The following is a 26390-nucleotide window of genomic DNA, read 5'->3' as shown; positions in this document are numbered from 1 at the left end:
CTTCTACGTCTTACTTGTCGTTCAGTGCTTCTACGCCAGGAAGTGCCTTGCCTTCCATGAACTCGAGTGATGCGCCGCCGCCAGTGGAGATATGATCCATTTGGTCAGCCAGGTGGAATTTCTCTGCTGCAGCTGCGGAATCACCGCCACCGATTACAGTGTAACCTTCGGTTGTTGCACAAGCCTGTGCTACAGCCTTTGTACCTTCAGCAAAGATGTCGATTTCGAATACACCCATAGGTCCGTTCCATACAACCAGCTTAGAGTTTTTGATGATATCGGCATAAATTTCACGAGTTTTAGGACCGATGTCCAGACCTTCCCAATCCGCAGGAATGTCAGTTGTATCAACAATTCTGGTGTTGGCATCTGCGCCGAACTTATCGGCTACAACTACGTCAACCGGAAGCACGAAATTTTTGCCCAGTGCTTTAGCCTTCTCGATAAATCCAAGAGCGACATCAAGTTTGTCGTTGTCTACCAAGGAATTTCCGATTTCGAAGCCTTGGGCTTTAGTGAATGTATAGGAAAGGCCGCCGCCGATCAGTACATTGTCAGCCAAAGTCAGCAGGTTGTCGATAACGTCGATCTTGTCTTTAACCTTGGAACCGCCGATGATGGCAGTGAAAGGACGCTCAGGGTTCGAAAGAGCTTTGCCCAGAACAGACAATTCTTTCTCCATCAGAAGACCGGATACAGCCGGCAGGAAGTGAGCGATGCCTTCAGTCGAAGCATGTGCACGGTGAGCTGCGCCGAATGCGTCGTTGACGAACAGGTCAGCCAGTTCCGCGAACTGCTTAGCCAGTTCAGGATCGTTCTTTTCTTCACCCGGATAGAAACGGACATTCTCAAGCACAAGCACATCACCGTTGTTCAGTTCAGCAATTTGTGCTTTAACAGCATCGCCAATCGCTTCATCAGCTTTGGCAACTGGTTTGCCGAGCAGCTCGGACAGACGTACAGCAGCACCGGTAAGGCGCATGGAATCAACGAATTGACCCTTTGGACGGCCCATATGGCTGGCCAGAATGACCTTTGCACCGTTCTCGATCAGGTATTTAATCGTTGGAAGTGTTTCGCGGATACGTGTATCATCAGTGATTTTACCGTCTTCCACTGGCACATTGAAATCGACGCGTACGAATACGCGTTTGCCTGCTACTTCTACATCACGGACGCTCTTTTTGTTCATGATTAGTTTCCTCCACACCCATATTGGTTCACTCACGAATCCATTTAGAAAGAGCGGAAACAAGGAACTTCTGTTTCCGCTCTATAGATGCTGCTTATATAAAAACGATCTTACTTAGCAAGTTTAGCGAAGTGTTCCAAAGTGCGAACAAGTTGTGCAGTGTAGGACATTTCATTGTCATACCAAGCAACAGTTTTAACCAGTTGTTTGTCGCCAACAGTCAGGACTTTAGTTTGTGTTGCATCGAACAGGGAACCGAAAGTCATACCTTTGATGTCGGAAGATACGATTTCATCTTCAGTGTATCCGTAAGTTTCTGGATCGGAAGCTTCTTTCATTGCTGCGTTCAGCTCTTCAACAGTAACGCTCTTGTTAAGAACAGTAACCAGCTCAGTCAGGGAACCTGTAGCTACAGGCACACGTTGAGCAGCTCCGTCAAGTTTGCCCTTCAGATCTGGAATAACCAGGCCGATGGCTTTAGCAGCACCGGTAGTGTTAGGGATGATGTTCTCAGCAGCAGCACGGGCGCGTCTGAAGTCGCCTTTAGCGTGTGGAGCATCAAGAGTGTTCTGGTCACCAGTGTAAGCGTGGATAGTTGTCATCAAGCCTTCAACGATACCGAACTTATCGTTCAGCACTTTTGCCATTGGAGCCAGGCAGTTAGTTGTGCAAGATGCGCCGGAGATAACTGTTTCAGTACCATCCAGAATGTCATGGTTAACGTTGTAAACGACAGTTTTCATGTCGCCTGTAGCTGGAGCGGAAATAACTACTTTCTTAGCTCCGCCTTTCAAGTGTTTCTCAGCTGCTTCTTTAGTTGTGAAGAAACCTGTGCATTCCAGCACGATGTCAACACCGAGGTCGCCCCAAGGAAGTTCTTCAGGGTTACGGTTAGCCAGAACCTTAACTTCTTTGCCGTTTACTTTGAAGAATCCGTCGTGAACTTCAACTTCACCCTGGAATTTACCTTGAGTTGTATCATATTTAAGCAAATGAGCAAGCATCTTAGCATCAGTCAAGTCATTGATTGCTACCACTTCGATACCTTCTACATTTTGAATACGGCGGAATGCAAGGCGTCCAATACGTCCAAAACCGTTAATACCAACTTTTACACTCATTGAATAGTTCCTCCTAGATTTCGTTTTATTTATTCAAGACAGGCCGTTAAGCTTGTCAAGACAACAATGTTAAGTATAATGCAAAATAACTGCGAATGCTCTCCAGAAACTGGATGCTATAGGGCCTGCTGTATTTGTGCGTCGATTTCTTTGCCGATTTCGACAGCCGCTGCCTCGTCTATGACGAGTATGTCTTCTTGCCCAAACCGCAGCATCGCATGAATGGCCTTCGCCTTGCGTTTGCCTCCGGCGATTCCGATGACAACTTCCGTCCGGATAATATCCTCCAGTCGCAGTCCCATCGTCAGCATGGTATGGACAACCTGGCCGTCTTCATTGAAATAGTAGCCGAACGATTCGGCAACCGCGCCTTCTTCCTGTATTTCCGAGACCGTAGTCTCATCAAGCTTACGGCGGTGGGTCATTTCAATGGCATCGCCAATTCCATGAACAATAATACGCGATCTGCGGATAATTTGCACGATTTCTCCAATATTGGAGTCTAGCGCCAGTGATTGATAAGCATCTCCGCTGAGCAGATCAGGTACATGCAGCAGCCGGTAATTGGCTCCAAGCCGTTTGGCCATCGTCGAAGCAATGGTATTGGCTTGAATCTCCATACTTTCCCCAAGTCCTCCGCGCGCCGGAACAATCCAGGCGTTCTTATAGGAATGGGATAACGGCGGTGTCAGCTGATCGGCCATTTCGGCCAGTGTCGAGCCGCCGGTGACAGCAATCGTATCGCCTGCACGGAGCACACCCAGCAACGCTTTGGCGCCTGCCCGGCCCAGCTCACGTTTGGTAAACAGCGATGTCTCACAGTCGCCAGGCACTACTATGACTTTACTAAGACCGTACGTTGAGCGAATCTTCTCTTCCAGATCATCCAGGCCGAACAAGCTCTTGGCGATCGGCTCCAGCAGGTCAAGCAGTCTGCGCCCGGCATCGCTGATGCGCATGCCGACACTCTCGATCTCAATGAGCCCTTGCGATTTCAGAAGATCCGTCTCGGCGCGCAGTACCCGCTCAGTCATATCAAGCGAAGCGGCGAGCGTCCTGCGTCCGATAATATCGGACAGCATGATCTGATGTAGAATCGTGTACCGTCTCTTAAGGGTTTCCATGAGATCAGGCAGAAGCTGCTTTTGGATTTCTAATAAATTACGCATGCTTTCACTCCTGCAACTTCGTCTTTCTCTATTCCCTTGTTCGTGGTCTTAAAATGTCCCGGGTTAACTTTTTAAGTCCCACCCATATTCTACCCAAATATTACGCGGAGTGCAAGTCTTCCGAGAGTATAATTCTCAACCTCTTTTCATCTTATACATCTGCCAAGCCATGTAAGGGGCTGAAAGTCTTGTGCTGGCCGCACAAACGCCCAAGCTGTATACTTCCGGCCGGACTAAAAATGAGGCCACAGACATCCGGGAAAAGATATTTTTCAAACAGCAGGATGAATCCATTGCATTTGCATAATAAGTGTATTATAATAATTTCTGTTGCGCCCGTGGTCCAATGGATATGACGTAGGCCTCCGAAGCCTGAGATCCAAGTTCGATTCTTGGCGGGCGCGCCATTATTTTCTTATTTGTCTATAATTTAGCAACACCCATACTAATGATTAACCAAAGAGCCAGGTGATGGCTCTTTTTTTGCAACTAAGTTTGACTTTCTTTGACTTTTTGTTTGAATTTGTTTATCATGTGGTTAATACGGTAACAGTAAAAATGAACACATTCGAAGAACCAATTCAAGGAGGTTTTCCACGTGAGTTATATTCCTATGGTAGTAGAACAGAGCAACCGCGGTGAGCGCGCTTATGACATCTATTCCCGCCTGCTGAAGGACCGCATCATTTTCCTTGGAACGGAGGTTAATGACGTGGTAGCCAATTCCATCATCGCGCAAATGCTGTTTCTGGCTGCCGAGGATCCGGAGAAGGATATTCACCTGTATGTAAACAGCCCTGGTGGCTCCATTACAGCGGGTATGGCTATATTTGATACAATGCAGTACATCAAACCGGATGTATCGACGATTTGCGTAGGTATGGCCGCATCGATGGGAGCTTTCCTGCTGAACGCCGGTGCCAAAGGCAAACGTTTTGCACTTCCTAACAGCGAAATTATGATTCACCAGCCTCTGGGCGGTGCTCAAGGTCAGGCAACGGACATCGAAATCCGCGCCCGCCGCATCCTCAAGCTGCGCGACAAGCTGAACCGCATTCTGTCCGAGCGCACAGGACAGCCGCTGGAACGGATCGAAAAGGATACCGACCGCGACTATTTCATGACTGCAGCTGATGCAGCTGAATATGGTATTGTCGATAAAGTTATCGAGAAGACGCTGCCTGCCGGCGTTTAATACATGCAACAACAAAGAGGCTGGTTGGGACCACTAAGTGATCCCCGCCAGCCTCTTTTGCTGTTTTATAGTCCAGGTACATTATTCTATTGATGAAGAATTACCCCAGACGCCCATACCCCAACGTGTCCAGTTTCCCGGCGATAACACGGTAACCTCTTCCGTTAGGATGCAAATGATCTATTGACAGCAGCCCCCGCTCGTTGCCGGCAAATTCATTATATATAGAGGCGAACCGGCATACCGGGCTGCTATATACCGCAGCATAGCGGTTAAACTGCCGCACCCAATCCGTCGCTTCCGTCAACTGGGGATAGGGGTTATACAGTCCTACTATTCTAATAATATAGGGTCTCCGCATGCCCGCCTTCAACTGCGAAAGCGTGCCCATAATGTCATTCAAATTACGCTTGCATTCCCGGAGCGCTTTTTGCAGAACCGGAGCCAGATCGGCCGGCCGGCCGGCCGCCGCTTTGGCCGCCTTGATCAAATCGTTGCCGCCAATGGACATCGTAATCAATTCGGCCTCACTGATGGCAAGCCGATAGTTGTAATCCCCCTTCAGTCTCTGCTCCAATCCATCTGTGGTCAAACCGTTGACTCCCAAATTGGATAATTCGATCGGTACCCGCAGCCGTGCCTCTGCCATCCGGCGGTAGACCGGAACAAACCCATTGCCCGGCAGAGCTCCAAATCCTGTCGTTAACGAATCGCCAATCGCCGTATACTGAATACTCATCGTTACTTTCCCTCCCCGCTCCTAAGCTGGTTTCTCCTTTAGCTTATGAACGGTTAGGTGATCCGGTAACGGAGAAATGTCCGTAGCCGGCATTGGCGGATTCGCAGTCAGGTCACTGTATTTACTTCAATGCGGCAAATGGACTGCTTCCGCCGGGGAGCAGTTCCTTGAATGTGAAAGTAAACTCAGGGAATCCGGCAGCATATGCAGTGTATTCATACAACTGGAAGAAAAGTACTGCCTTGCCGTCTTTCAAATAGAAATCCTTCTCCGTATTCAGGCCGGTGAAGCCGCCAAGATACCCGCCATCTGCTTTCAGCAGCTTCGCCAGCTTTGCATTAAGCTCTTTTTTATAGTTGGGGTTGGCACCGAATAAATCTTTAAGCAATAGCTGCTTTCCGTCCTTGAGCGAGAAGGTAAAGGCATTGCGGTAGGTCATTCCATGAGCGCCGCCGGTATACCCATACTGGCTGGTCACAAGGCTGAGCACCCCGTCCTGATTGTACGTAACCACATATCCTCCTTCATATTCATAGGGGCGGTCATCTTTGGCTTTAATGGCAATTTCTTTCTCAGCCCCTTCCGCATACTTTAGGAACGTCTGCTTAAGGGTATTATTAATCGCTGCCTGCGCTTTGGCATTGTCCAAACCGCTGATTTGCGGGTAATCCAGCTTGATCGGTGCGTCCTTGTAGTCCTTGCTGTAAGTTTCAGTCGTTACCGTAATCGGATTTTGTGTTTTCTTTATCACATTTAACCGTCCGGAGGCAGCATTCCAATCCCCCTTATATCCCAAATAATCGCTGAGCAGATCAAAGGGAACATACAGTCGGTTATTTATAATCTTGCCTTCATACTCTCCCAGAAAATAATTATTGACCGAGATGGAGGTGCCGTAATCGGAGACCATCAGCTTGGTTCGTGTAATTCCGCTCCCGACCGTATACGTTTTCTCCGTTTTATCATAAGTCAACGGCATACCCAGAGTATCACGCATAAAAGCAACCGGCACCCATACTTTCCCTGCGCTTACAATCCCGGTATGCTGTGAAATCATTCCGTTTGTTTTTAATACAACAAGTGATGAATTGGCCTTAGCCTGTGTCTTGGCCGCTGCGGCCTGGCTCGTCTCTGCAGGCAGAAGAGCTCCGCCCAGCAGCAATCCTGCCGCCATTAATCCTGCGCCCCATTTACGGGCTTGTTCTTTCGACATATACTTCATACTTTTTTCCCCTTCCGCTGGTACGATATTGACTCTTCCCATTATAAGATAAACAGCAACCGTGGTTGTTACAACGTTCCTTACAGTTTCTTAAAGTTTCCCTGCAAATATTACGAGTCTTATTACATTACTTTAAACAAATTGAGAGATTTCACACCTGCTTCTGTACTTCAAAAGCAAAAAGAGGCGTTGCCTCCGCCATCACAGCGGAAGCAACGCCTCACCCGCCGCTTTCTTATTTCAGCTCGTACATTACACTAAGCTGGGTGGATACTTTAACCTCTCCCGCTTCAACCGAAGTGCCTGCAGCCATATCGGCCGATGCTTTGGACATTTGGGCGTTCTCCATATAGACAACCGGGTTATTACCGTCGTCATTCTGGATAACCGTAACGACCTGGCCCAGACTGCGTTTGGCCACTTTGGCAATCGCGGCTGCCTTCACATCTGCATTAGCCATTGCTTTCTCAATAACCTGTGCTTCGAATGCAGAAGGATCCTCGATGGCAAACCGTGCACTTCCGATGTTGTTCGCCCCCGCTGTAGAAGCGGCATCCAGCAGTCCCCCGACCTTAGTCAGATCGCGGTAAGAGACTTGCAGCGTGTGCTGGGCGTTATAACCCTTAACCTGTTGACCGTCTTTTTCAGTGTAGGCATAATTAGGCTGCACATAAAATTGGGTGCTCTGAATGTCCTTATCCGCAATACCCCAGGTTTTTTTCAGCAGGTTGGTCAGCTTGGTGATTTTGGCTCCATTCGACTTCTGTGCTTCTTCAGCTGTTGCAGCAGAAGTGCTGACGCCGATCGACAGATACACGATATCCGGCTTGATCGAAAGCTCGCCTTTACCTACAACACTAACGACATTTCTCTGCACGTCCTCAGCAGCGTAAGCCTTTTCAGGAGCCTGAAGCACTCCGCTTAACGCCGTACCCCCTACCAATAAACTTCCCGCCAGCAATACGGTACCGACTGTTTTGCCCCATTTCTTCATCCTTGCCATCCCCTTTCATTCTCCAAAAATTGTTGGTACCCTCTAGACGGAACTGCTTGGCAAAAGTTGCATATCCCCTAAAGCTTTTGAAGAAAAAATTTGCAGAGGTTACATTCTGCCTGCATTTCACGTCTCGAGCCAAAACCTCCGGATCATCCCTTGCGCTGCTTCTTTAAGATTTACGCCATCCGCGTTATCCTGCAAATACCGGACCATAGCCGCGAAGTCGGTGGGATCAATGCCAATTACCCAAGGGACGAATATCTCTCCACCTGCCAGCCATTCTTCGTAAAATGCCAAGTACTGCGGCGCCAGCTCTACTGTCGGCTCTGCTAAAGTCACCTGATTGTGCATGCTCATTCTCCTTGTAATTTCATCAAATTCAAATTTCCTAAACAAGGTAATAAAAAAAGCCCGCAAAGGGGCTTTTTAAACTGCCTGTCTCCCGGAGAGGGAGAGCAGCAACGTTTCTGGTGTACGAATAAGTAAGACCTTGCAAAATTATTGGTTCTCAAGCTCTTCCTTGCTTACAAGACTAGTCAAAGCGGTTACAGCTTGATCCGCATCGGCGCCATCCGCGCTAATATAAATCTCCGTGCCGGAACTGATCGCCAGGCTCATAATGCCCATGATGCTTTTGGCGTTAACCTTTTTATCGTCTTTTTCCACGAAAATCTCCGACGAAAACTTGTTAGCTTCTTGCACGAACAATGCTGCCGGCCGAGCGTGGAGCCCCGTCTTCAACCGTACAACTACCGGGTGCTTTGTCATGAAACGCTTACCCCCTATTTGAGATCTGCCCAAAAATTTCACATTAATTTTATAATATTATATCATTATAACCTCATCCACACTAGAAAAAAAATAATCAGCTTCCCCGAACCTTATCAGCCAGCTCGTCAATTTTGCGCAAACGGTGGTTTACACCGGATTTACTGACCGTTCCCTTCAGCATCTCGCCCACTTCCTTGAGGTTGATGTCCGGGTGTGCCAAACGGATTTCAGCGACCTCGCGCAGCTTATCCGGCAGGCTTTCCAGCCCCACTTCACGCTGCAGCAGCTTGATGTTCTCAATTTGCCGCACCGCAGCGCCAATCGTTTTGTTCAAATTCGCCGTTTCACAGTTGACGATCCGGTTCACAGAGTTGCGCATATCGCGCATAATCCGCACATCCTCAAATTTAAACAACGCTTGATGCGCTCCAATCAGACTGAGAAACTCAATGATTTTCTCGCCTTCCTTGATATATAGGATAAAGCCTTTCTTGCGCTCTATGCAGCGGGCGTTCAGGTGAAATTCCCCAGCCAGATCCACCAGCGCTTTGCAGTGCTCCTCATACATGGAGGCGATTTCCAGATGGTAGGAAGAACCTTCCGGGTTGTTGACCGATCCCCCCGCCATAAATGCACCACGCAGATATGCGCGCTTACAGCAGTTCTTACCGACGATTTCCTTGTCGATCCCATCGGTAAAGATGAAACCTTCGGAAACAATCCGCAAATCCTTCAGGATCTCCTGAACACGGTTTGGGATTCTTACGATATAAACGTTATTCTTCTTCAAACGCATTTTTTTACGCACGAGCAGCTCGATATGGACCTGGTAATATTTCTTAAGCAAAGAATATACCCGCCTTGCAATCGCGGCGTTTTCCGTCGAAATGTCGAGAACTACCTTTTTGCTCGAAAGCTGCACCGAACCATTCATTCGGATCAGCGCTGACATTTCCGCTTTCTCGCAGCAAGGCTGGCTCTCCACCATCGTCAGCTCTTTTTTTGTAAGGGCCGCAAAAGACAAGGGGCTCACCTCTTTCATGTTCATCCAAAAATCAAACCAGAACTATCTGGATTTCCAGTCCTTCACTAACTGGTAAATATGGTGACTGAGTTTATTCGTGTCATGCCGGAGATAAGTCTTGAATAAGACCAGCTTATCCGCAATGACCTTATAACCGTTGCCGTCCAGCACATCCCGGTCAAGCAGCACCGGTCGGGCGCCTTTTTCCGCATATTTGACCTGAACCTGCTCTGGAATCTCCCCGTCGTTGACAATAACGTAATCGAATAAGTGCAGGCCTACATGATCATATACCGCTTGAAGATGATCACTGACCGTGTAATTATCCGTTTCACCAGGCTGGGTCATCACATTGCAGACAAAGATCTTAATCGCTTCGGATTCCACAATGGCCTCCGCCAGCTTCGGCACCAGCAGGTTGGGAAGAATGCTGGTATACAGGCTTCCGGGGCCGCAGAGGATGGCATCTGCATTACGGATGGCTTCCAGCGCCTCCGGCAGCGGTTCCACATCAGCCGGCTCCAGAAAGACGCGTTTGATCCGTCCGCCGGCCTCCGGGATTTTGGACTCGCCGGTAATAATCGTGCCGTCCGACATCTCCGCATGCAACACCACAGCGTGCCCCGCAGCCGGCAGCACTCTGCCGCGAACGGCGAACAACCGGCTAAGCTCACGGACAGCGGTGACAAAGTCACCGGAGATATCCGTAAGCGCTGCAAGAATAAGATTGCCGAGGCTGTGTCCGGCCAGTCCTTCTCCGCTGCTGAAGCGGTATTTCATAATCTCCGCCATCAGCGGTTCTACATCAGCCATAGCCGTGAGCACATTGCGAATATCGCCTGGCGGCGGCATTTGCAGCTCGCTGCGCAGAATACCGGAGCTGCCCCCGTCATCCGCTACAGTAACTATAGCCGTAATATCAAGCGGCTTTTCCTTCAAACCGCGAAGCATGACAGACAGACCGGTACCGCCGCCCATCACGACGATACGCGGACGCTGCCCTTGTTCTTCAGCCACTAATGATCCCTTCTCTCGTTAATGCCGATCACGCTCGGAATCCCGATGGCTAACCGCTACGGATTCCGTCTCGCTAACTCCAAGCATTTTGCCCAAATATTCCGCGATCGCTACCGAACGGTGTTTGCCGCCTGTGCAGCCGATGCCGATAATAATCTGGGATTTGCCCTCCTTGCGGTATTGCGGAATTAGGAAATGAAGCATATCCAGCAGCTTGGTCAGAAACGTCTGCGTTTCAGGCCATTTCATTACATAATCGTAGACATCGCTGTCTTGGCCAGTCTTGGGCCGCAGTTGATCCACATAGTGTGGGTTAGGCAAGAAGCGGACATCAAATACGAGGTCTGCATCGATCGGAATGCCATACTTGAATCCGAACGAGGTAATGTTAACGGAGAGTGTGCTTTTTCCAAGATGCGAAAACCGCGATACGATCTTCTCCTTCAGCTGCACCGGCTTCATGCTGCTGGTGTCCAGACACAGTGTAGCGGAATCCTTCAGCTCTTCCAGCATCTGGCGCTCCAGGCGGATGCCGTCAAGCGGCATCCCTTTGGGAGCCAGCGGATGATGCCGCCGGCTCTCCTTGTAGCGCTGGACAAGCACAGAATCCGTTGCATCCAGAAACAGAATCTCGCAGCCGATGGTTGACTCGTTTTTGATGTAGGCCAGCGACTCCGACAAAGCCGTAAAAAACTCCCGCCCCCGCAGATCAATTACGAGCGCCACTTTGGCAATTTTCCCCTTCGACTGCTCTATCAGCTCGGCGAATTTCGGGATCAGCACCGGCGGCAGATTATCGACACAGAAGAACCCGAGGTCCTCCAGGCTTTGTACAGCAATGGTCTTGCCTGCACCCGACATACCCGTAATAATGATCAGGGTGGCACTAGCCGACGGAGATTGCTCCAATTCGGTCATTAAAGCGTCCCCTCCCTAAAATTAGTATATGAATAATTCCAGCTTATTAAGAACGCAACAAAAGGCCGGCGGCCCCAATAATACCAGCGTCATTACCCAGTTCGGCAGGAACGATGGTAACGCCTTTCTGCAATGGTTCGGGAGTCAGCTTGGCGAATACACGACGGACCTCGTCAAACAGTATATCTCCTGCCTTGGAGACACCGCCGCCAATGATAAACACTTCAGGGTTAAGCACCGCAGCTACCGCCGCAATGGATTTGCCCAGATAGAACGCTGCACGGTTAACAATACGAATTGCAACTTCGTCGCCCGCTTTTGCCGCATCAAATACTTCCTTCGCCGCAATCTTCTCTACCAATGACAGAGAGGTGCGGTCCCCGCGTGCTACAGCATCATTGGCCATACGGATAATTCCCGTAGCAGAGGAAACGGTTTCCAGACAACCCATATTGCCGCAGCCGCACTGGATCGCTTCCAGGTCTGGCACTACAGAGATATGGCCCAGTTCACCGGCGAGACCGGCAAATCCTTGATACACCTTGCCGTTAATGATAATGCCGCCGCCAACACCCGTTCCCAGTGTATAGCAGACGCAATTCTCAATGCCGCGTCCTGCACCGCTCCAGGCTTCGCCCAGTGCAGCCACATTCGCGTCATTGTCTATTTTCACAGGCTTGTTCAATCGGTTCTCCAGAATGGAGCGGATCGGCACATCTCTAAAACCTATGTTAGGCGCAAGGATGATGATTCCTTCACGAATGTTCGTAAACCCGGCAAGGCCCGCTCCTACACCGGCAAGCTGATCCCAAGAGTATGGAGAGTCCTCCACAATCTGGCGCACATATTTCTCGATGTTATCGATGACGGCATCGACGCCATCCGCAGTCCCTGTAGGACCTTCATAAGTGTGCAGCAGATTCCCCTCGGCATTGCAGATTCCAACCTTAATCGTGGTTCCACCTAAATCCACGCCAACGTAGATATTTTCAGACATGTAACAAGCCACCTTTTTCTATGCTAAAATAGTTAATCCTACGTACCCACTATAATAGAAGCTTTCTCTGCGGTCAAGGAAAGGCGACACACCCGGCTAATTTGAAAGCTAAGCCATCCAGAGCACATGAATTTATTGGTCAGGCAAGACACATGGACAATGCACATGGCATAGTTAAGAAATGCAGAGACGGGATTAATTAGAACTAAAACAGGTTTTTGCGGGTTCAAAAAAGACTTCCCGGCCTTTAGGGGCGGGAAGTCAGGTAGATTTGCCGGGTTAACCGGCGAGGAACAAGTGTAGTAAATCAATCTTGTCATTATTCTGACAATATGCGTTTTTGCCCCTCCAGCGCACGAATCGGTGCGATATTCTGTGTGAACTCCAGCGTACCCATGTAGCGGCCCGCTTCATCGCGGACGGCGAAATAACGGATGTAGATAAATTTATCCTTAATCGCAATCCAGAAATCCTCAGCATCCTTGCGGCCTGCCTTAAAGTCTTCCAGTAATTTCTCGACCACATGAACGCTTTGCGGCGGATGGCAGTTCTGCACCGTGCGGCCTATAACCGCTTTGGTCCGGGCGAAAATCCGTTCCTTGCCATGTGAGAAATAGCGGACTACATCATTCTCATCAATGAACGTTAAATCGACCGGCAGATGGTTCAGTACGGTCTCCAGTTGATGAAGCGACAGCAGGCCCGTCTCAAAACGGATAAAGCCCTGCGGACTTTCGCCTACAGCTTCACTCTGCACTGCAGCTCCTTCCGGTTCGTCAGCACGCTCAGGAATCCACTCCTGCTCCGGTGCAGTCAGGCAGAAGCCGATCTCGTCGCTTTCTCTGGCTATCTTGACCCATTCATCCTCGGTCAGCTTGTCGAGCGCCATCGGCAGCAGAATATTTTCTTCCTTAAAGATCATCTCATTTACTTCCTGGATGATGTTCGTAAGCATAACTCCGATGTCCTCGGCTTGGCCGTTATACTGGCTGAGTGCAGCTTTAGCCTCTTTTATCATCGCGCGGATGCCGTCGTCCACACCCCACATGACCTTGGTCGGGCCATAAATTCCGTATTTCTCAAGATAAGGGAACAACAGGTTCTCTTTGCGGCTGTAATGCTTGTCGAGATCCAGCAGCAGGCTGAGATCCTCCAGCAGCTTGAAGATGATTTCTTCACTGGCATTCTTCAAAAATTTACCGGCATGCAGCTCCAGGCGGAAGTTGACCAGACGTTCGATTTCGCGGTTCTCCAGCTTGAAGGTATGCACGGGATGACCAGGCTGCTCCTCCGGCTTCGAGGAACGGTGAATCTGCTCAATGGAGCCTTTGAAAATGGCCGTATGCACCGAACACAGGCGCTGGACCTCCGCTACAGGAATACCCTCCTCCGTCATCAGTGAATGCTCCATCGCGGAAATCTCCGCTACCGTAACATCGCCTACCGCTTCCGCGAAGCGTGCTTTGACCTCTTCCACACTTTTTCCGGCATGAAGTTCCTTTATGATTTCTTTGAGCATCGCCTGCCGGCGTGTCTGCTCAGGCACATCTACTTCGCGGTTGTTAATCAGTTCACTCATTGGAATTCCGCTCCTTTTATCATATCGTCTTGCAGATAATCTCTATTCAAGAATCTCGAAGCCATGGCGCTGAAACGTCAGCTTTACGGCGTCCGGATTCATTTTCTTCAGTTTGATTCCTTTAGACAAGGTCATGAAACGGCCTGCGGTCTGCAGCATTCCCGGCTTGGCAATATCCTGGAAACCCAGCTCTGTCATAATGTCCACAACCTCGGGATGCCGGCTCACCAGCTCGAATATGGATTCATCCATCTTCAGCACTTTGTTCATATGCATCTTCTCCCTACTGAGAATCCTTCTCAACAACAGCTTAGCATAGCCGATAGGGGGCAATAGTGATTGCAATCACTAAGTGAAAAAAAGTTCAATCCGAAAGTCCGCACATCTCTGAAGATAAAAGAAAAAGCCGGCTGGTCCCTGATTTAGGGACCAGCCGGCTTGCCTATTCAAAAGATATTTTAGAAGAATCTGTACTTATTTATCCAACGTTTCGCTCCAGTCATGCACCATGGTGCCCTCCAGGAATTTCTCGGCATCCATCGCCGCCATACAACCGGTTCCCGCTGCGGAGATTGCCTGCCGGTAACGTGTATCCTGCACATCGCCGCAAGCGAATACACCCGGAATGTTCGTTTCCGTCGTACCCGGATTCACCACAATGTACCCATTGGTATCGGTAGTAATCTGACCGCCCAGGAACGCTGTGTTCGGTGTGTGTCCAATGGCTACAAATACACCGTCCGCTTCCACCAGTTCTTCAAGACCTGTCTCGTTGTTGCGCACTGTCAGCCCTTTAACCCCGGCATCGCCGACCGTTACTTCAAGCGGCGTGCGGTTAAGCGCCCAGGCTACCTTGCTGTTGTCACGCGCCCGGTCCTGCATAATCTTCGAAGCACGAAGCTCCGGACGGCGGTGAACCAAGGTTACGCTGGAGGCAAACCGGGTTAGGAAGCTGGCTTCCTCCATTGCGGAATCGCCGCCGCCGACCACGACAATCTTTTTGTTGCGGAAAAAGAAGCCGTCACAGGTTGCACAAGTGCTGACCCCGCGTCCTACATTCTCCTGCTCCCCCGGGATGCCCAAATATCTGGCCGAGGCGCCCGTCGAGATAATAACTGTTTCCGCCTCCAGCACACCCAGTCCATCTACAGTTACTTTAAAGGGGCGCTGCGAGAAATCCACGGATTCCACCCAGCCGTTCTTGAATTCCGCACCGAAGCGCTGCGCCTGCTTACGCATGTTATCCATCAGGTCAGGACCGAGGATTCCCTCAGGAAAGCCTGGAAAGTTCTCCACTTCTGTCGTCGTTGTCAGTTGTCCCCCCGGCTGCAAGCCTTCAATCACGAGCGGGCTAAGGTTGGCACGCGCCAAATAAATCGCGGCAGTCAGCCCGGCCGGGCCTGTTCCGATTACAATCGTTTTGTACATCACTTTGGCCTCCTTACAAGTGGGTTATTTATTTGGAAGAAACGGCTGTAGGGCTTCTCGGAAGCCAAGATGCGTTTCAGGTGAACAATATAAAGGATGCAGTATAATACTCACTTTATACTTCCTTGCTTATATTTTCTTACAGTCATGTTGCAAGTACCTAGATATTCTCCGTTGACGAGGGCAGGGTCTCCTGCCCGGGCAAGCTCCCGGGAATATCACACTCGTTGCTGATACGGCGTGCATACCGGCTTACCATGGAGGCAGAAACCCCATAATGCTGGGCCACCTCGCGATAGGTAATCGGCCGGTCATGCAGTTTGGCAGTCAGATATTCCAGAGCTGCGGCCCAGCCTCCCGTATGGCGGAAGTACGGCACATCGGGATACAAATCGCTAACAAACTGCTTCCATAGGAGCTCGGCGTCCTTCTTCTGGATGGCATCATACCGCCGGTCCATCATTGATGCCGTATGGTCCAATATCCGCTGCCAGTCTTCTTTCCATTCCGGCGGCCCTTTATGGCTTAGCGGCGGAAGCTCCTCCTGGGGAGCAGCATTCGCATCCGGGCTGCTGCCGATCAGCCGCTGCAGGCTGATCAGCGCCGCCTCCTGCAGCTTATCTTCCTGCAGTGGCTCCTGCGCCAGAAGCCCGTTCAGCACCTCGGACATCTCTTCGTCCTCGATCCAGCGCAGCGCTTCGGTCACCTGCAGCCTCGTGTTGGCATCACCATAACGCAGCGCCCAGAAGAACGAAGCACGCAGCAGCGGATTGTTCCGCATTTCCTCGGTAAAGCTGTCCGTGTTGTCCTGCCACTGCTTGAGCTGCTCCTGAAATGGCAGCTGGTAGTTGTAGCTGACAAGAGGCATCGGTCTGCCTTCAGTCTGCGCCCCCTGCAGCTGTGACAGGAAGAAGCCCGGCACAGCCGATTCGGGATCCAGCTTGGCTGCCTGTCTCCAGCAGCGCAGCGCTTCATTGTACAGGCTGCTGTTGCTGGCGGCCGCTGCACAATAATGATAGAGACCGGCGTCTCCGCCCACTTCTTCATCCTTCAGCAGGCGGCGGAAATGGCCATAGGCTGTTCTGTGTCTGCCCAGAATGCCCATCGTTGTGGCCATCTTGAACACATGCTCCTGATGAAACGGCACTGTCGCCTCAAGCATACGCAGCAAGACCGCCAGTTGTTCCTTGTCTCCCGCATACTGCATGAAGATGGCCATATTGCAAAGCGCATGCAGGTTGCCGGGATCCTGCTCCAGCACCTCGGACAGGCATTCCTTCGCTTTGGCAAAACGGCCCATGTAGAAGTAGGCAAGAGCAAGATTGTTATGAGCCGCCAGAAAGTCCGGCGTATTCTTAGTGATCTCCTCTAGCATCTTAACGGCCTGCGGGAACTTCCCCTCTTCCAGCAGCATGCGGGCCCGGTCATGCTCGACCACGCCTTCACGGCTGCGGATCCGGATCAGCGGGGCAGGGCGGTTCAGCTCGTATTGCAGCAGCTCCATCAGTTCCTCGGACTCTGCCAGATATTCGCCGCTGGCATCCTCCTCAAGATAAGTGACCAGCGACCGCTCCGCCTCTTCAAAACTTTCCATATTGGCAAAATTATTGGCCATATAGAAATGACATTCCGTCATTGCAGGGTCAATCTTCTCCAGCACATGGATCAAAATATCATTCGATGCTTCATAATCGCCCATCTCAGATAATATACCCGCCATGTTGCAATGATTCACAGGGTTTTCCGGTTCATATTCAACAGCTTTGCGAAAATTCTTTAATGCCTTATCATATTGAAAGCGGTCCAGTGACCGTACGGCTCTTTCAAAGAAAAAATTGGCATCCAGAGTGACGGAAATAACATTACTGCCTTCCGCAACATTCTCTGAAGTTCTCTCAATCATGGAAGCAAGGCACCTCCCTTTGTAAGCTTCCTTATCCTCACGAAAAATAGGAGAGCGGCGCCTTGCGGCACCCTGAGCTCCCATCTTAAGCGTTCTTTCGTTTCCATTTATGGTCCCGACTGTCTCCAAATAGTATACCACATGTGGCAGGGAGATTCTCAAGCGCAAGGGAAACCATTTGGAGGGAAAAAGCTTGCAGCCGTGAGAGGTTCACAGGAATGAATGAGAACATCAGCAAAAAAACGCGGGAAATTAAATCCCCGCGTCTCTGAACAGCTTATCTATAGAACCGCCTTCGATGATAATGCGTGTCGCCTCAGCCAGCATAGGTGCAACGGACAACACTTTAAAGCGGTTGGAATGGTCATCCGGAAGCGCGATGGAATCCGTGATTACCACTTCATCTATATTGGGATGGTCCATGCGTACAAGCGCGTCACCGGAGAATAAACCGTGAGTTGCGCATATGATGCTGTTCTTGGCTCCCCGCTCCTTCAGGCCTTCCACCACATTCACAATCGTCGTGCCCGTATCGATCAGATCCTCAATAATTATCGGCGTTCGTCCTTCAACATCACCGATAACATGCGTGATTACCGATTCGTTATGGGCCGGACGTTTCTTGATCATAATCGCGAACGGTGAATCCAGCCGGCTGGCCAGCTTCTCCGCCATGGAAGCGCGCCCGGCATCCGGCGAAACTACCACAAGATCGGAAAGTGCCTTCACCTTCAGATACCCGCTGATCAGATCAAGCGCTGTCAGATGATCGACCGGAATATTGAAGAATCCTTGTATAGCCGCTGCATGCAGGTCGATGGTAATGACACGGGTCGCTCCTGCAGTCGTAAGCACATCCGCGACCATCTTGGCCGAAATCGGCTCACGTGGAGCAGATTTACGCTCCTGCCGGGCGTATCCGTAATAAGGCACAATGATATTCACGGTTCTTGCCGATGCGCGTTTGGCGGCATCAATCATGACGAGCAGCTCAACGAACAGCTCATTGATCGGGTGTGCGAGGGATTGCACCAAAAATACGTCACAGTTCCGGATGCTCTCTTCATAATGCACATAAATCTCGCCGCTCTTGAAGCGGGTCAGCTTAATCTGGCCCAGCGGGGCGCCCAGACGCTCCGCAATATCTGCGGCCAGCTTCGGATTCGACGAACCGGAAAAAATACGCAATTGATGATGATGCATAGTACCCTCCTGGGGATCATAATTTATAGTTCAAACTGAACGGATGTACGGCGGCGTCCTTCGAATACCGCCAGCTCGCGGAAACCAGTGCGCCACAGCAGACTGCGCGCCTCCTGCAAACCGTCTCCCAGCTTTGCCGGATCATGGGCGTCCGAGCCCAGGGTAAGCGGAATACCGAGTGCCAGCGCTTGCTGCAGCACATGCTCTGCCGGAAACATCTCCGCGCAGGGCTTGCTCAGCCCGGAAGCATTCAGCTCCATGGCGATGCCGCTGCTTGCAATTGCTTTCAGCGCATCCAGCTCCAGCTCCCTGACCTCAGCCTTACCTTCCGGTGTCTGCGGACCATAACCGAATCGTTTGATTACATCCATATGTCCTATAATATCATATAATCCTGATAACGCCGACTTCCGCACAGCATCATAATACCTGCGGTATACCTCCATTACATCTTTGCCTTCCCAGCCATGGGTCTGCCGGTGATCCGTAATATCCCACTCCCCGAGAAAATGAACCGAACCAATCAGATAATCCCAAGGATAGGGCGACAAAAGCTCGTGAATCTGTTCTTCATAGCCTTCGATATAATCGGCTTCCAGCCCCACCCGCAGCTCAATCTTTCCGCGGTAGCGCTCCTTCAGCGTCAGGCATTCCTCCACATAACGCGGAAGCTCAGCAAGCGGCATGGCCATTTCAGGATAATAGGTATCCGGATTGACATGAATGAGCGGCAAATGGTCGGATAACCCAAGCTGCTCAAGCCCCAGCGCTATGCCGCGCTGCACGTACTCCTCCAGCTTCCCTACCGCATGGCCGCAGCGTTCATGATGGGTATGGTAATCGATATGCATGCGGAAAGCCCCCTTAGTCCCGGCGCGGCCGTTCGTGGCGGGCGCTCAGTTCCTCCAGAATCTCATCGAGCGGAAGCTTGCGCTCCTGGAGCAGCACCAGCAGGTGATAGATCAGGTCGCTGACCTCAAGGCGCAGCTCGGCGTTGTCTTTATTTTTGGCGGCGATGATCGTTTCCGAAGCCTCTTCGCCTACTTTTTTCAGAATCTTGTCGACACCTTTGTCAAACAGATAGGTCGTATAAGCCCCCTCCGGACGTTCGGCTTCCCGCTCGGCAATGACCCGCTCCAGTTCACCCAGTACAGCAAAACGTCCGCTGTCTGCAAGGTTTGCAGAAGGCTCTGTCTCAGCTGCCTTAGCGACTGGTGCTGCTGCCGAAGTATTCAGTGGAATCTCACGGAAGAAGCAGGAGGTTTCACCGGTATGACAGGCGGGTCCCTCCGGTACAACCTTTACGAGCAGCGTATCGCTGTCGCAATCATAATGGATCGAGGTAATGGCCTGGGTATTGCCCGAGGTTCCCCCTTTATGCCACAATTCACTGCGTGAACGGCTCCAGAACCAGGTCTGGCCGCTCTCCAGCGAGAGCCGCAGCGACTCCGGATTCATATAGGCAAACATCAATACTTCCAAAGTGCCGGCATCCTGCACCACAGCAGGGAGCAGACCGGATTCATTCCAGCGGATGCCCTCGACCGTTTCTTGTTGGTTCAGGGTTCTATTCTCTTGTTCTTGGCTCATCGGATCTCTACCCCTTTTTGCTTCAGTTCTGTCTTCAAATCGTGAATCGCAATCTCTTTATAATGAAAAATGGTCGCCGCAAGTCCCGCATCGGCTTTGCCTTCGGTAAATACATCATAAAAGTGCTCAATCTTGCCCGCACCGCCTGAGGCAATTACGGGGATGCTGAGCAGATCGCAGACCGCTGCGGTCAGCTTCAAATCAAAACCGTCCTTGGTCCCGTCCGCATCCATGCTCGTGAGCAGTATTTCACCGGCGCCCAGCTTCTCGGCCTCCTTGGCCCAGGCCAGCGCACGGATGCCGGTAGGCTTGCGCCCGCCATGCGTGTACACTTCCCATTCGCCCCAAGCCTCATTATATTTGGCATCCATCGCCACCACAATACACTGGGAGCCAAAGCGGCGGGCCCCTTCCAGAATAAGCTGCGGATTGTTGACCGCCGCCGTGTTGATGCCGATTTTATCCGCGCCCGCGCGCAGAATCCGCTTCATATCGTCGGGAGTGGAAATTCCCCCGCCAACGGTGAAGGGAATGGCAATCTCGCCAGCCGTCTGCCGGACCACTTCAACCATGGTCGCCCGTCCTTCCACCGAGGCGGAAATGTCCAGGAACACCAGTTCATCCGCACCTTCACGGTCATACAACGCCGCCAGCTCCACCGGGTCTCCGGCATCGCGCAGATTGACAAAATTAACGCCTTTGACTACCCGCCCGTCTTTCACATCCAGACAGGGGATGATACGTTTGGCTAACATTATGAAGTCCCTCCTTCAAAGGGTTCTGAGGGCATCCGCCTCGAATTCTCTTCGATCCAATTTTTCGCCCTATATTACAGCTGTCCTGCTGGACGTCCCAGCGCCTGCAGTGCCTCGGGAAGCTTGATGTTGCCGGTGTACAGCGCTTTGCCTACAATCGCTCCGCCGATTCCGCTGCCGCTATGTACGCTCAGGCGCAGCAGATCGTCAAGGCTCGTAACGCCGCCGGAGGCGATGACGGTTTTGCCGCTGGCAGCAGCCATGGCCACGATTCCCTCGATATTCGGGCCCTGCATCATCCCGTCACGGGAGATATCCGTGTAGATAAACGTCTCTGCACCTTTGGCTGCCAGCTCCTTGGCCAGATCCTCGGCGCGCACCTCGGAGGTGTTCAGCCAGCCATGCGTAGCTACGTAGCCATTCCGGGCATCAATGCCGATAGCTACCTTATCGCCATATTTGGCGAGCACAGCCTCCGTAAAAGCATGGTCATTGATGGCCGCCGTCCCGATAATGACCCGGCTGACTCCAAGACCGAGCAGCTTCTCCACATCAGCAAGACTGCGGAGTCCACCGCCCACCTGGACGGGCACACCTGCGTTTTTGGCAATGGCACCGATGATGGTATCATTGACCGGATGCCCGGCCTTCGCGCCGTCCAGATCCACAAGGTGAATGAACCGGCCTCCCTGCTCTTCCCATGATTTAGCGACCTGCACCGGACTGTCATTATAGATCGTTTCCTGAGCGTAATCACCCTGCTGCAGTCTTACACACTTTCCATCCCGGATATCAATCGCCGGATACACGATAAAAGAAGACATGTGGCGCTCCCCGCTTTCATTACAATATATTTATAGCGGGCTTACGCCCGCTCTCTCTTAAGCTTTAGAAAATTCCCCAGCAGCTTCATGCCAAGCTCTCCGCTCTTCTCCGGATGGAACTGCATGCCGAAAACATTGTCCCGCCCGACCACCGCCGTGACCGGATGCCCGTAATCGGTTACGGCAAGCAAATCGTTCTCCTGTCCAACCACTGCATGATAGGAATGGACAAAATACACATGCCCTTCTTCCAGTCCCTCAAGCAGCGGGCTCTGCGGCTGCCGGAAGCTCAGCTTGTTCCAGCCCATATGCGGCACCTTATAGCCGTAACGGGGCGCGAACCGTACCACCGATCCCGGCAGGATGTCCAGCCCCTCGTGCTCGCCGTGTTCCACGCTGCTGCTGAACAGCAGCTGCATGCCCAGACAAATGCCAAGCACCGGCTGTTCCCCGGCGGCGGCCTCCTTAACCACAAGATCGAGCCCGCTGCTCCGCAGCTGTTCCATCGCATCGCCAAAGGCACCGACGCCCGGCAGAATGACACTGCTTGCCGCAAGAATTTCCCCGGCATCGCCTGTCACAAGACTCTCGTAGCCGAGACGTTCCACCGCCTTGCTGACACTGTGCAGATTGCCCATGCCGTAATCGACGATAGCAACGGTCATGCTACAGCACTCCCTTCGTAGATGGCACACCCTTCACACGCGGATCAATCTGCGTTGCTTCGTCCAGCGCCCGTCCCAGCGCTTTGAATATCGCCTCAATCATATGATGAGTATTGGAGCCGTAGTGTACTATCACGTGCAGTGTAATCCGGGCCTCCAGCGCGAATTTCCAGAGGAACTCATAAACCAGCTCCGTAGAGAAGCTGCCTACCTGCTGCGACGGATAAGCCGCCCGGTATTCAAAATGCGGCCGGTTGCTGATGTCGATGACCACCTGGGCCAGCGCTTCATCCATGGGAATGAACACACTCGCATAACGCTTGATGCCTTTTTTGTCACCCAGTGCCTCGCGGAGCGCCTGTCCCAGACAGATGCCGATATCCTCCACCGTGTGGTGGTCGTCAATATCAATATCCCCCCGGCCCTCCAGAGAAAGGTCAAATTGGCCATGCTTCGCGAATAAATCGAGCATATGGTTCAGAAAAGGCACATCGGTCTCCAGCTCGGCAATGCCGCTTCCATCCACAGCCAGGGACAGCGTGATATCCGTTTCGTTTGTTTTACGGCTAAGGCCTGCTTTGCGTACAGCCTGTTCGTTATTGTTATTCTCCATTTTCTTCTCCGCCCTTCGCTTCATTCTCCAGCCTGATCTCTATCGCCCGTGCATGACCTTCCAGCCCTTCGCGTCTGGCCAACTCGATGATGGTTGCTCCATCACGCAGCAGCGCCTCCTTGCTGTAATAAATCAGGCTTGATTTCTTGATGAAATCATCCACATCAACCGGCGAAGAGAACCGCGCGGTGCCATTGGTCGGTATAATATGATTCGGTCCGGCGAAATAATCGCCGACCGGTTCCGAGCTGTACGGTCCCAGGAAAATCGCTCCGGCATTCTCGATGCTGCCAAGCAGGCCCATGGGATCTTCGACGACAATCTCCAGATGCTCCGGCGCCAGCCGATTCACTACGGAGATGCCTTCCTTCATCGAGTCTACGACGATGATTGCGCCGTAGTTCTCCACTGAGGCGCGGGCGATAGCCTCGCGCGGCAGCTCCTGAAGCTGCCGCTCCACCTCGGCCGCTACGGCCTCTCCGAGGCTCTGCGACGGCGTCACAAGGATAGCCGAGGCCATCTCGTCATGCTCGGCCTGTGAGAGCAGATCAGCCGCGATGTAAGCCGGCTCTGCGGTTTCGTCGGCGAGCACAACGATTTCACTGGGCCCGGCGATGCTGTCGATATCGACCGCGCCGTAGACCTCGCGCTTGGCCAGGGCAACGTAGATGTTGCCGGGGCCGCAGATTTTATCGACCGGCGCGATGGTTTCCGTGCCGAAGGCGAGCGCAGCGATCGCCTGCGCGCCGCCCACGCGGTAGACCTCGCTCACACCGGCTTCTGCCGCAGCAACGAGGATGTAAGGATCGATGCCGTCCTTGCCGCCGGTCGACGGCGGTGTGACCATCACGATCTCCGGCACTCCGGCAATCTGGGCCGGAATCACGTTCATCAGCACCGAGGACGGATACGCTGCCTTGCCGCCGGGAACATATACACCCACCCGCTTCAGCGGGCGGATGATCTGGCCGAGGATCGTACCGTCCGGCTGCAGATCCATCCAGGAACTGCGTTTCTGACGGGCGTGAAACGCCCGGATATTGACCGCAGCCGCACGAATCGCGGTTACGAACGACTCCTCAACCCGGCTATAAGCCGCCTGGAGCTCTTCTGCGGTTACCCGCAGCTGCGCCGGTGTCAGCGCCGCCCCGTCAAACCGCTCCGTATAGCGGAGCAGCGCAGCGTCGCCCTCCTGTTTGATGTCGGCTACGATTTGCTTCACGGCCTTGTTCTGCTCCGGCGTTCCGTATTCCACTTCACGCTGCAGATTAAATTCCCTGCTCGATTGGACCTTCACCGCTCGTTCCCCCTTTGAACATCCATACTCATTTTATTTTAACTGAAACCCCGGTTCTGTGATAACTGCCTGCAGACGGTCGCACAGCTGCTGGATCTGCTCATTCTTCATCCGGTAGCTTACACGGTTCGCAACCAGCCGGCTTGTGATTTCGAAGATGCTCTTCATTTCCACCAGTCCGTTATCCTTAAGGGTTTGCCCGGTCTCCACCATATCGACAATACGGTCGGCAAGGCCAATCAGTGGAGCAAGCTCAATCGAGCCGTTCAGCTTAACGACCTCCACCTGCTGGCCCTGCTCACGGAAATACCGCGAAGCTACATTCGGGTATTTCGTCGCTACCCGCTGCTGAATCCCTGGCTGCCAGTTTGGCAGCCCGATAATGGACATCCGGCAGCGTGCAATGCCCAGATCAAGCAGCTCGTACACGTCGCGTTCTTCCTCCAGCAGCACATCTTTGCCCACAATGCCAATATCCGCCACACCATATTCAACATAGGTAGGCACATCAACCGGCTTGGCCAGAATAAACTCCATGCCCGCCTCAGGCAGTGAGATCACCAGCTTGCGCGACTCTTCGCCATCCGGCGGAATCGGCAGCCCCGCTTGGCGGAACAACTCTGCCGCTTTAGTGTATATTCGGCCTTTCGGCATCGCTACCTTCAGTATCTGCGCCATCATCATTAGCCTCCGTTTCCATTTCCCTCTGCAAATTGTTCATTTCTGTTCTCTTACTATACCGATCACTAGCCGCAGGCTCTCCGCTTAGCCGTGTTCGCTGACAAAAGACACAAATGTATAGATTTCACCATACTGCTCGCCGTCGGCTTCCACCGTCTCTGTGTCAAGCCGCTTCACCGTCTTCAGCTCTTCCGGCCCCGCTGCCAGCTTGGTTACAACAATCCGGCCTTGTGCGCGCAGCCGCGCGGCTTCTTCCAGCCCTTCGGTCCGCCGCAGCGCATCGTACTGGATCAATACCGGCAGCTCCGCCTCTTCCGGCATGCCGGATACTCCGTCCAGAATCCGGTTCGTTTTGAGTGAGAACCCGGTCGAAGGAATCGGGCGCCCAAACTGCTGAAGCAGATTATCATACCGCCCGCCGCTGCATACCGGGAACCCCAGCTCGGAGGCATATCCCTCAAAGGTCATCCCTGTATAATAAGAGAAATCTCCGATCATCGTCAGATCAATCAGCACATGCTGTGAAACCCCGTAAGAGACAAGCACCTCCCACACCTTGCACAGATGCTCAATAGAGGTCCGGGCCAGCGGATGGCTGCTAAGCTCCAGTGCCTGCCCGCAGATTTCTTTGCCGCCGCGCAGCCGCAGCAGCCCGTCCAGCTCCCGCTTCTGGGCCTCCGTCAGGTCCAGCCGCCGGAGGGTTTCCCGGAAAGCAACATAATCGCGGTTCAGCAGATGGCTTTTCAGCTCCTCCTGGGCTTCCGGCAGTCCGGCGACCGCCTCTTGGAAGAGTCCGTCCAGGAATCCGACATGTCCCATCGCGATTTTGAAAGACTTGACGCCCGCTGCCTGCAGCGATGAAATGGCCAGCGCCACGACCTCGGCATCCGCCTCAGGCGAATCATCGCCTACAAGCTCCACACCAGTCTGGAAGAACTCCGCTTCCCGGCCGGCCTCCTCTTCGATTGCCCGGAACACATTGGCATGATAAGAAAGGCGGAGCGGAAGTGGCTCATCCTTCAATAACGATGAAACCACGCGCGCAACCGGCGCAGTCATTTCGGAACGCAGCACCAGGGCCTGACCACGGTTGTTAAGCAATTTATAAAGCTTCTGGTCTGATGTGGAACTAGCCACGCCGACCGTATCGTAATATTCAAGTGTGGGTGTAATCATCTGCTGGTATCCCCAGCGGCTCATACAGTGGAGCACGTCGTTCTCAATCTTGCGCAGCTTCGTTACTGCACGCGGGAGATAGTCGCGCACACCAGCCGGCTTCTCGAATCCCTTAGGTTTGGACATCTTCATTAGTCACCTCATCAGATATCATGCTAGTTATATATATCGTTCACTTTACTATGGTAAAGTGGTAGCAAAGTAAAGCATTTGCAACATCGTATCATGATCCATCCTTTTGCGTCAATAAAACCTTACACCATAGACATAATATCTTAACCACCAGCCTGAGGTTTACCTGAATTTTGCCTCAG

Annotated in this window: 27 protein-coding genes and 1 tRNA gene; 2 read left to right on the top strand and 26 right to left on the bottom strand. The window is 52.2% G+C overall.

What is annotated here, in order from left to right; genetic code table 11:
• Positions 1-10: 10 nt before the first annotated feature.
• From NSS79_RS00905 to NSS79_RS00895, 3 genes are all read right to left on the bottom strand, one after another.
• On the bottom strand, positions 11-1192 hold the full coding sequence (locus NSS79_RS00905; protein ID WP_342437921.1) for a phosphoglycerate kinase: 1182 nt from the start codon (positions 1190-1192) through the stop codon (positions 11-13).
• Between the two features lie 110 nt (positions 1193-1302).
• On the bottom strand, positions 1303-2313 hold the full coding sequence (gene gap / locus NSS79_RS00900) for a type I glyceraldehyde-3-phosphate dehydrogenase (protein WP_342437920.1): 1011 nt from the start codon (positions 2311-2313) through the stop codon (positions 1303-1305).
• Between the two features lie 116 nt (positions 2314-2429).
• A complete protein-coding gene (locus tag NSS79_RS00895; protein ID WP_342437919.1) occupies positions 2430-3482 on the bottom strand; it encodes a sugar-binding domain-containing protein in 1053 nt (350 codons plus the stop codon).
• Positions 3483-3814: 332 nt separating this feature from the next.
• Here NSS79_RS00895 and NSS79_RS00890 point away from each other — a divergent pair.
• Positions 3815-3889: transfer RNA gene (locus tag NSS79_RS00890), tRNA-Arg, on the top strand.
• A gap of 191 nt (positions 3890-4080) precedes the next feature.
• A complete protein-coding gene (gene clpP / locus NSS79_RS00885; RefSeq protein WP_342437918.1) occupies positions 4081-4677 on the top strand; it encodes an ATP-dependent Clp endopeptidase proteolytic subunit ClpP in 597 nt (198 codons plus the stop codon).
• Positions 4678-4777: 100 nt separating this feature from the next.
• On the opposite strand, the gene NSS79_RS00880 is transcribed toward clpP, so the two are convergent.
• From NSS79_RS00880 to NSS79_RS00770, 23 genes are all read right to left on the bottom strand, one after another.
• Positions 4778-5416: a GDSL-type esterase/lipase family protein gene (locus NSS79_RS00880; RefSeq protein ID WP_342437917.1), complete on the bottom strand. Its 639-nt coding sequence runs from the start codon at positions 5414-5416 to the stop codon at positions 4778-4780.
• A gap of 121 nt (positions 5417-5537) precedes the next feature.
• Entirely contained in the window at positions 5538-6638 is a 1101-nt protein-coding gene (locus NSS79_RS00875) for a DUF4163 domain-containing protein (RefSeq protein WP_342437916.1), read from the bottom strand.
• A gap of 235 nt (positions 6639-6873) precedes the next feature.
• Positions 6874-7632, bottom strand: coding sequence for an SIMPL domain-containing protein (locus tag NSS79_RS00870; protein ID WP_342437915.1), 759 nt, complete (start codon positions 7630-7632; stop codon positions 6874-6876).
• A gap of 126 nt (positions 7633-7758) precedes the next feature.
• A complete protein-coding gene (locus NSS79_RS00865; RefSeq protein WP_342437914.1) occupies positions 7759-7986 on the bottom strand; it encodes a hypothetical protein in 228 nt (75 codons plus the stop codon).
• A gap of 147 nt (positions 7987-8133) precedes the next feature.
• Positions 8134-8403, bottom strand: coding sequence for an HPr family phosphocarrier protein (locus NSS79_RS00860; protein WP_019914358.1), 270 nt, complete (start codon positions 8401-8403; stop codon positions 8134-8136).
• A 97-nt stretch (positions 8404-8500) separates the two neighbouring features.
• Positions 8501-9430, bottom strand: coding sequence for a DNA-binding protein WhiA (gene whiA / locus NSS79_RS00855; protein WP_038584659.1), 930 nt, complete (start codon positions 9428-9430; stop codon positions 8501-8503).
• Positions 9431-9472: 42 nt separating this feature from the next.
• Positions 9473-10408, bottom strand: a complete 936-nt coding sequence (locus NSS79_RS00850) for a YvcK family protein (RefSeq protein WP_179091833.1) — start codon at positions 10406-10408, stop codon at positions 9473-9475.
• Positions 10409-10465: 57 nt separating this feature from the next.
• Positions 10466-11365 (bottom strand): RNase adapter RapZ, encoded by a 900-nt coding sequence (gene rapZ, locus NSS79_RS00845; protein WP_076113245.1) that lies wholly within the window; start codon positions 11363-11365, stop codon positions 10466-10468.
• A gap of 46 nt (positions 11366-11411) precedes the next feature.
• The gene (locus tag NSS79_RS00840) at positions 11412-12362 is read right to left on the bottom strand and encodes an ROK family glucokinase (protein ID WP_038584650.1); all 951 of its coding nucleotides are present in this window, start codon (positions 12360-12362) and stop codon (positions 11412-11414) included.
• Between the two features lie 319 nt (positions 12363-12681).
• Positions 12682-13941 (bottom strand): DUF438 domain-containing protein, encoded by a 1260-nt coding sequence (locus NSS79_RS00835; protein WP_341089139.1) that lies wholly within the window; start codon positions 13939-13941, stop codon positions 12682-12684.
• A gap of 42 nt (positions 13942-13983) precedes the next feature.
• Positions 13984-14211, bottom strand: coding sequence for a DUF1858 domain-containing protein (locus NSS79_RS00830; RefSeq protein WP_038584645.1), 228 nt, complete (start codon positions 14209-14211; stop codon positions 13984-13986).
• Positions 14212-14415: 204 nt separating this feature from the next.
• Positions 14416-15369 carry a thioredoxin-disulfide reductase gene (trxB, locus tag NSS79_RS00825; RefSeq protein ID WP_038584642.1) on the bottom strand — a complete coding sequence of 318 codons (954 nt, stop codon included), beginning with the start codon at positions 15367-15369 and terminating at the stop codon, positions 14416-14418.
• Positions 15370-15529: 160 nt separating this feature from the next.
• The gene (locus NSS79_RS00820) at positions 15530-17272 is read right to left on the bottom strand and encodes a tetratricopeptide repeat protein (RefSeq protein WP_342437913.1); all 1743 of its coding nucleotides are present in this window, start codon (positions 17270-17272) and stop codon (positions 15530-15532) included.
• A gap of 252 nt (positions 17273-17524) precedes the next feature.
• The gene (locus tag NSS79_RS00815; protein WP_342437912.1) at positions 17525-18475 is read right to left on the bottom strand and encodes a ribose-phosphate pyrophosphokinase; all 951 of its coding nucleotides are present in this window, start codon (positions 18473-18475) and stop codon (positions 17525-17527) included.
• 23 nt (positions 18476-18498) lie between these two features.
• Positions 18499-19326 (bottom strand): histidinol-phosphatase HisJ, encoded by an 828-nt coding sequence (gene hisJ / locus NSS79_RS00810; RefSeq protein WP_342437911.1) that lies wholly within the window; start codon positions 19324-19326, stop codon positions 18499-18501.
• Between the two features lie 13 nt (positions 19327-19339).
• A complete protein-coding gene (gene hisIE / locus NSS79_RS00805; RefSeq protein ID WP_342437910.1) occupies positions 19340-20065 on the bottom strand; it encodes a bifunctional phosphoribosyl-AMP cyclohydrolase/phosphoribosyl-ATP diphosphatase HisIE in 726 nt (241 codons plus the stop codon).
• Complete coding sequence (gene hisF / locus NSS79_RS00800; protein ID WP_038584629.1) at positions 20062-20820, bottom strand: imidazole glycerol phosphate synthase subunit HisF; 759 nt, start codon at positions 20818-20820, stop codon at positions 20062-20064. The genes hisIE and hisF overlap by 4 nt, the downstream gene beginning before the upstream one ends.
• A 74-nt stretch (positions 20821-20894) precedes the next feature.
• Positions 20895-21644, bottom strand: a complete 750-nt coding sequence (hisA, locus tag NSS79_RS00795; RefSeq protein ID WP_038584626.1) for a 1-(5-phosphoribosyl)-5-[(5-phosphoribosylamino)methylideneamino]imidazole-4-carboxamide isomerase — start codon at positions 21642-21644, stop codon at positions 20895-20897.
• A gap of 41 nt (positions 21645-21685) precedes the next feature.
• Positions 21686-22309 carry an imidazole glycerol phosphate synthase subunit HisH gene (gene hisH, locus NSS79_RS00790; protein ID WP_342437909.1) on the bottom strand — a complete coding sequence of 208 codons (624 nt, stop codon included), beginning with the start codon at positions 22307-22309 and terminating at the stop codon, positions 21686-21688.
• A gap of 1 nt (position 22310) precedes the next feature.
• Entirely contained in the window at positions 22311-22922 is a 612-nt protein-coding gene (hisB, locus tag NSS79_RS00785; RefSeq protein WP_342437908.1) for an imidazoleglycerol-phosphate dehydratase HisB, read from the bottom strand.
• Entirely contained in the window at positions 22912-24219 is a 1308-nt protein-coding gene (gene hisD, locus NSS79_RS00780; RefSeq protein WP_342437907.1) for a histidinol dehydrogenase, read from the bottom strand. The genes hisB and hisD overlap by 11 nt, the downstream gene beginning before the upstream one ends.
• Positions 24220-24252: 33 nt before the next feature.
• On the bottom strand, positions 24253-24897 hold the full coding sequence (gene hisG / locus NSS79_RS00775) for an ATP phosphoribosyltransferase (RefSeq protein WP_342440280.1): 645 nt from the start codon (positions 24895-24897) through the stop codon (positions 24253-24255).
• Positions 24898-24984: 87 nt separating this feature from the next.
• Entirely contained in the window at positions 24985-26202 is a 1218-nt protein-coding gene (locus NSS79_RS00770) for an ATP phosphoribosyltransferase regulatory subunit (protein WP_038598307.1), read from the bottom strand.
• Positions 26203-26390: the final 188 nt, after the last annotated feature.

This window comes from Paenibacillus sp. FSL L8-0436 (assembly GCF_038593025.1).
In the GTDB taxonomy this organism is placed as follows: Bacteria; Bacillota; Bacilli; order Paenibacillales; family Paenibacillaceae; genus Paenibacillus_AQ.
The sequence above is the reverse complement of the archived record's forward strand: the minus strand, read 5'-3'. Positions and strand labels throughout refer to the sequence as shown.

Coding starts and splice junctions, on each gene's coding strand:
- NSS79_RS00830 (WP_038584645.1), bottom strand. CDS start 14,211: ATGAACAAAGTGCTGAAGATGGATGAATCCATATTCGAGCTGGTGAGC.
- NSS79_RS00840 (WP_038584650.1), bottom strand. CDS start 12,362: ATGTCTGAAAATATCTACGTTGGCGTGGATTTAGGTGGAACCACGATT.
- NSS79_RS00835 (WP_341089139.1), bottom strand. CDS start 13,941: ATGAGTGAACTGATTAACAACCGCGAAGTAGATGTGCCTGAGCAGACA.
- hisF (WP_038584629.1), bottom strand. CDS start 20,820: ATGTTAGCCAAACGTATCATCCCCTGTCTGGATGTGAAAGACGGGCGG.
- NSS79_RS00770 (WP_038598307.1), bottom strand. CDS start 26,202: ATGTCCAAACCTAAGGGATTCGAGAAGCCGGCTGGTGTGCGCGACTAT.
- NSS79_RS00880 (WP_342437917.1), bottom strand. CDS start 5,416: ATGAGTATTCAGTATACGGCGATTGGCGATTCGTTAACGACAGGATTT.
- hisH (WP_342437909.1), bottom strand. CDS start 22,309: ATGACCGTTGCTATCGTCGATTACGGCATGGGCAATCTGCACAGTGTC.
- gap (WP_342437920.1), bottom strand. CDS start 2,313: ATGAGTGTAAAAGTTGGTATTAACGGTTTTGGACGTATTGGACGCCTT.
- NSS79_RS00850 (WP_179091833.1), bottom strand. CDS start 10,408: ATGGGCGGCGGTACCGGTCTGTCTGTCATGCTTCGCGGTTTGAAGGAA.
- hisIE (WP_342437910.1), bottom strand. CDS start 20,065: ATGAGCCAAGAACAAGAGAATAGAACCCTGAACCAACAAGAAACGGTC.
- NSS79_RS00875 (WP_342437916.1), bottom strand. CDS start 6,638: ATGAAGTATATGTCGAAAGAACAAGCCCGTAAATGGGGCGCAGGATTA.
- NSS79_RS00865 (WP_342437914.1), bottom strand. CDS start 7,986: ATGCACAATCAGGTGACTTTAGCAGAGCCGACAGTAGAGCTGGCGCCG.
- hisJ (WP_342437911.1), bottom strand. CDS start 19,326: ATGCATATCGATTACCATACCCATCATGAACGCTGCGGCCATGCGGTA.
- NSS79_RS00860 (WP_019914358.1), bottom strand. CDS start 8,403: ATGACAAAGCACCCGGTAGTTGTACGGTTGAAGACGGGGCTCCACGCT.
- hisB (WP_342437908.1), bottom strand. CDS start 22,922: ATGGAGAATAACAATAACGAACAGGCTGTACGCAAAGCAGGCCTTAGC.
- NSS79_RS00905 (WP_342437921.1), bottom strand. CDS start 1,192: ATGAACAAAAAGAGCGTCCGTGATGTAGAAGTAGCAGGCAAACGCGTA.
- trxB (WP_038584642.1), bottom strand. CDS start 15,369: ATGTACAAAACGATTGTAATCGGAACAGGCCCGGCCGGGCTGACTGCC.
- NSS79_RS00895 (WP_342437919.1), bottom strand. CDS start 3,482: ATGCGTAATTTATTAGAAATCCAAAAGCAGCTTCTGCCTGATCTCATG.
- rapZ (WP_076113245.1), bottom strand. CDS start 11,365: ATGACCGAATTGGAGCAATCTCCGTCGGCTAGTGCCACCCTGATCATT.
- NSS79_RS00870 (WP_342437915.1), bottom strand. CDS start 7,632: ATGAAGAAATGGGGCAAAACAGTCGGTACCGTATTGCTGGCGGGAAGT.
- NSS79_RS00820 (WP_342437913.1), bottom strand. CDS start 17,272: ATGATTGAGAGAACTTCAGAGAATGTTGCGGAAGGCAGTAATGTTATT.
- hisA (WP_038584626.1), bottom strand. CDS start 21,644: ATGTCTTCTTTTATCGTGTATCCGGCGATTGATATCCGGGATGGAAAG.
- hisG (WP_342440280.1), bottom strand. CDS start 24,897: ATGGCGCAGATACTGAAGGTAGCGATGCCGAAAGGCCGAATATACACT.
- NSS79_RS00815 (WP_342437912.1), bottom strand. CDS start 18,475: ATGCATCATCATCAATTGCGTATTTTTTCCGGTTCGTCGAATCCGAAG.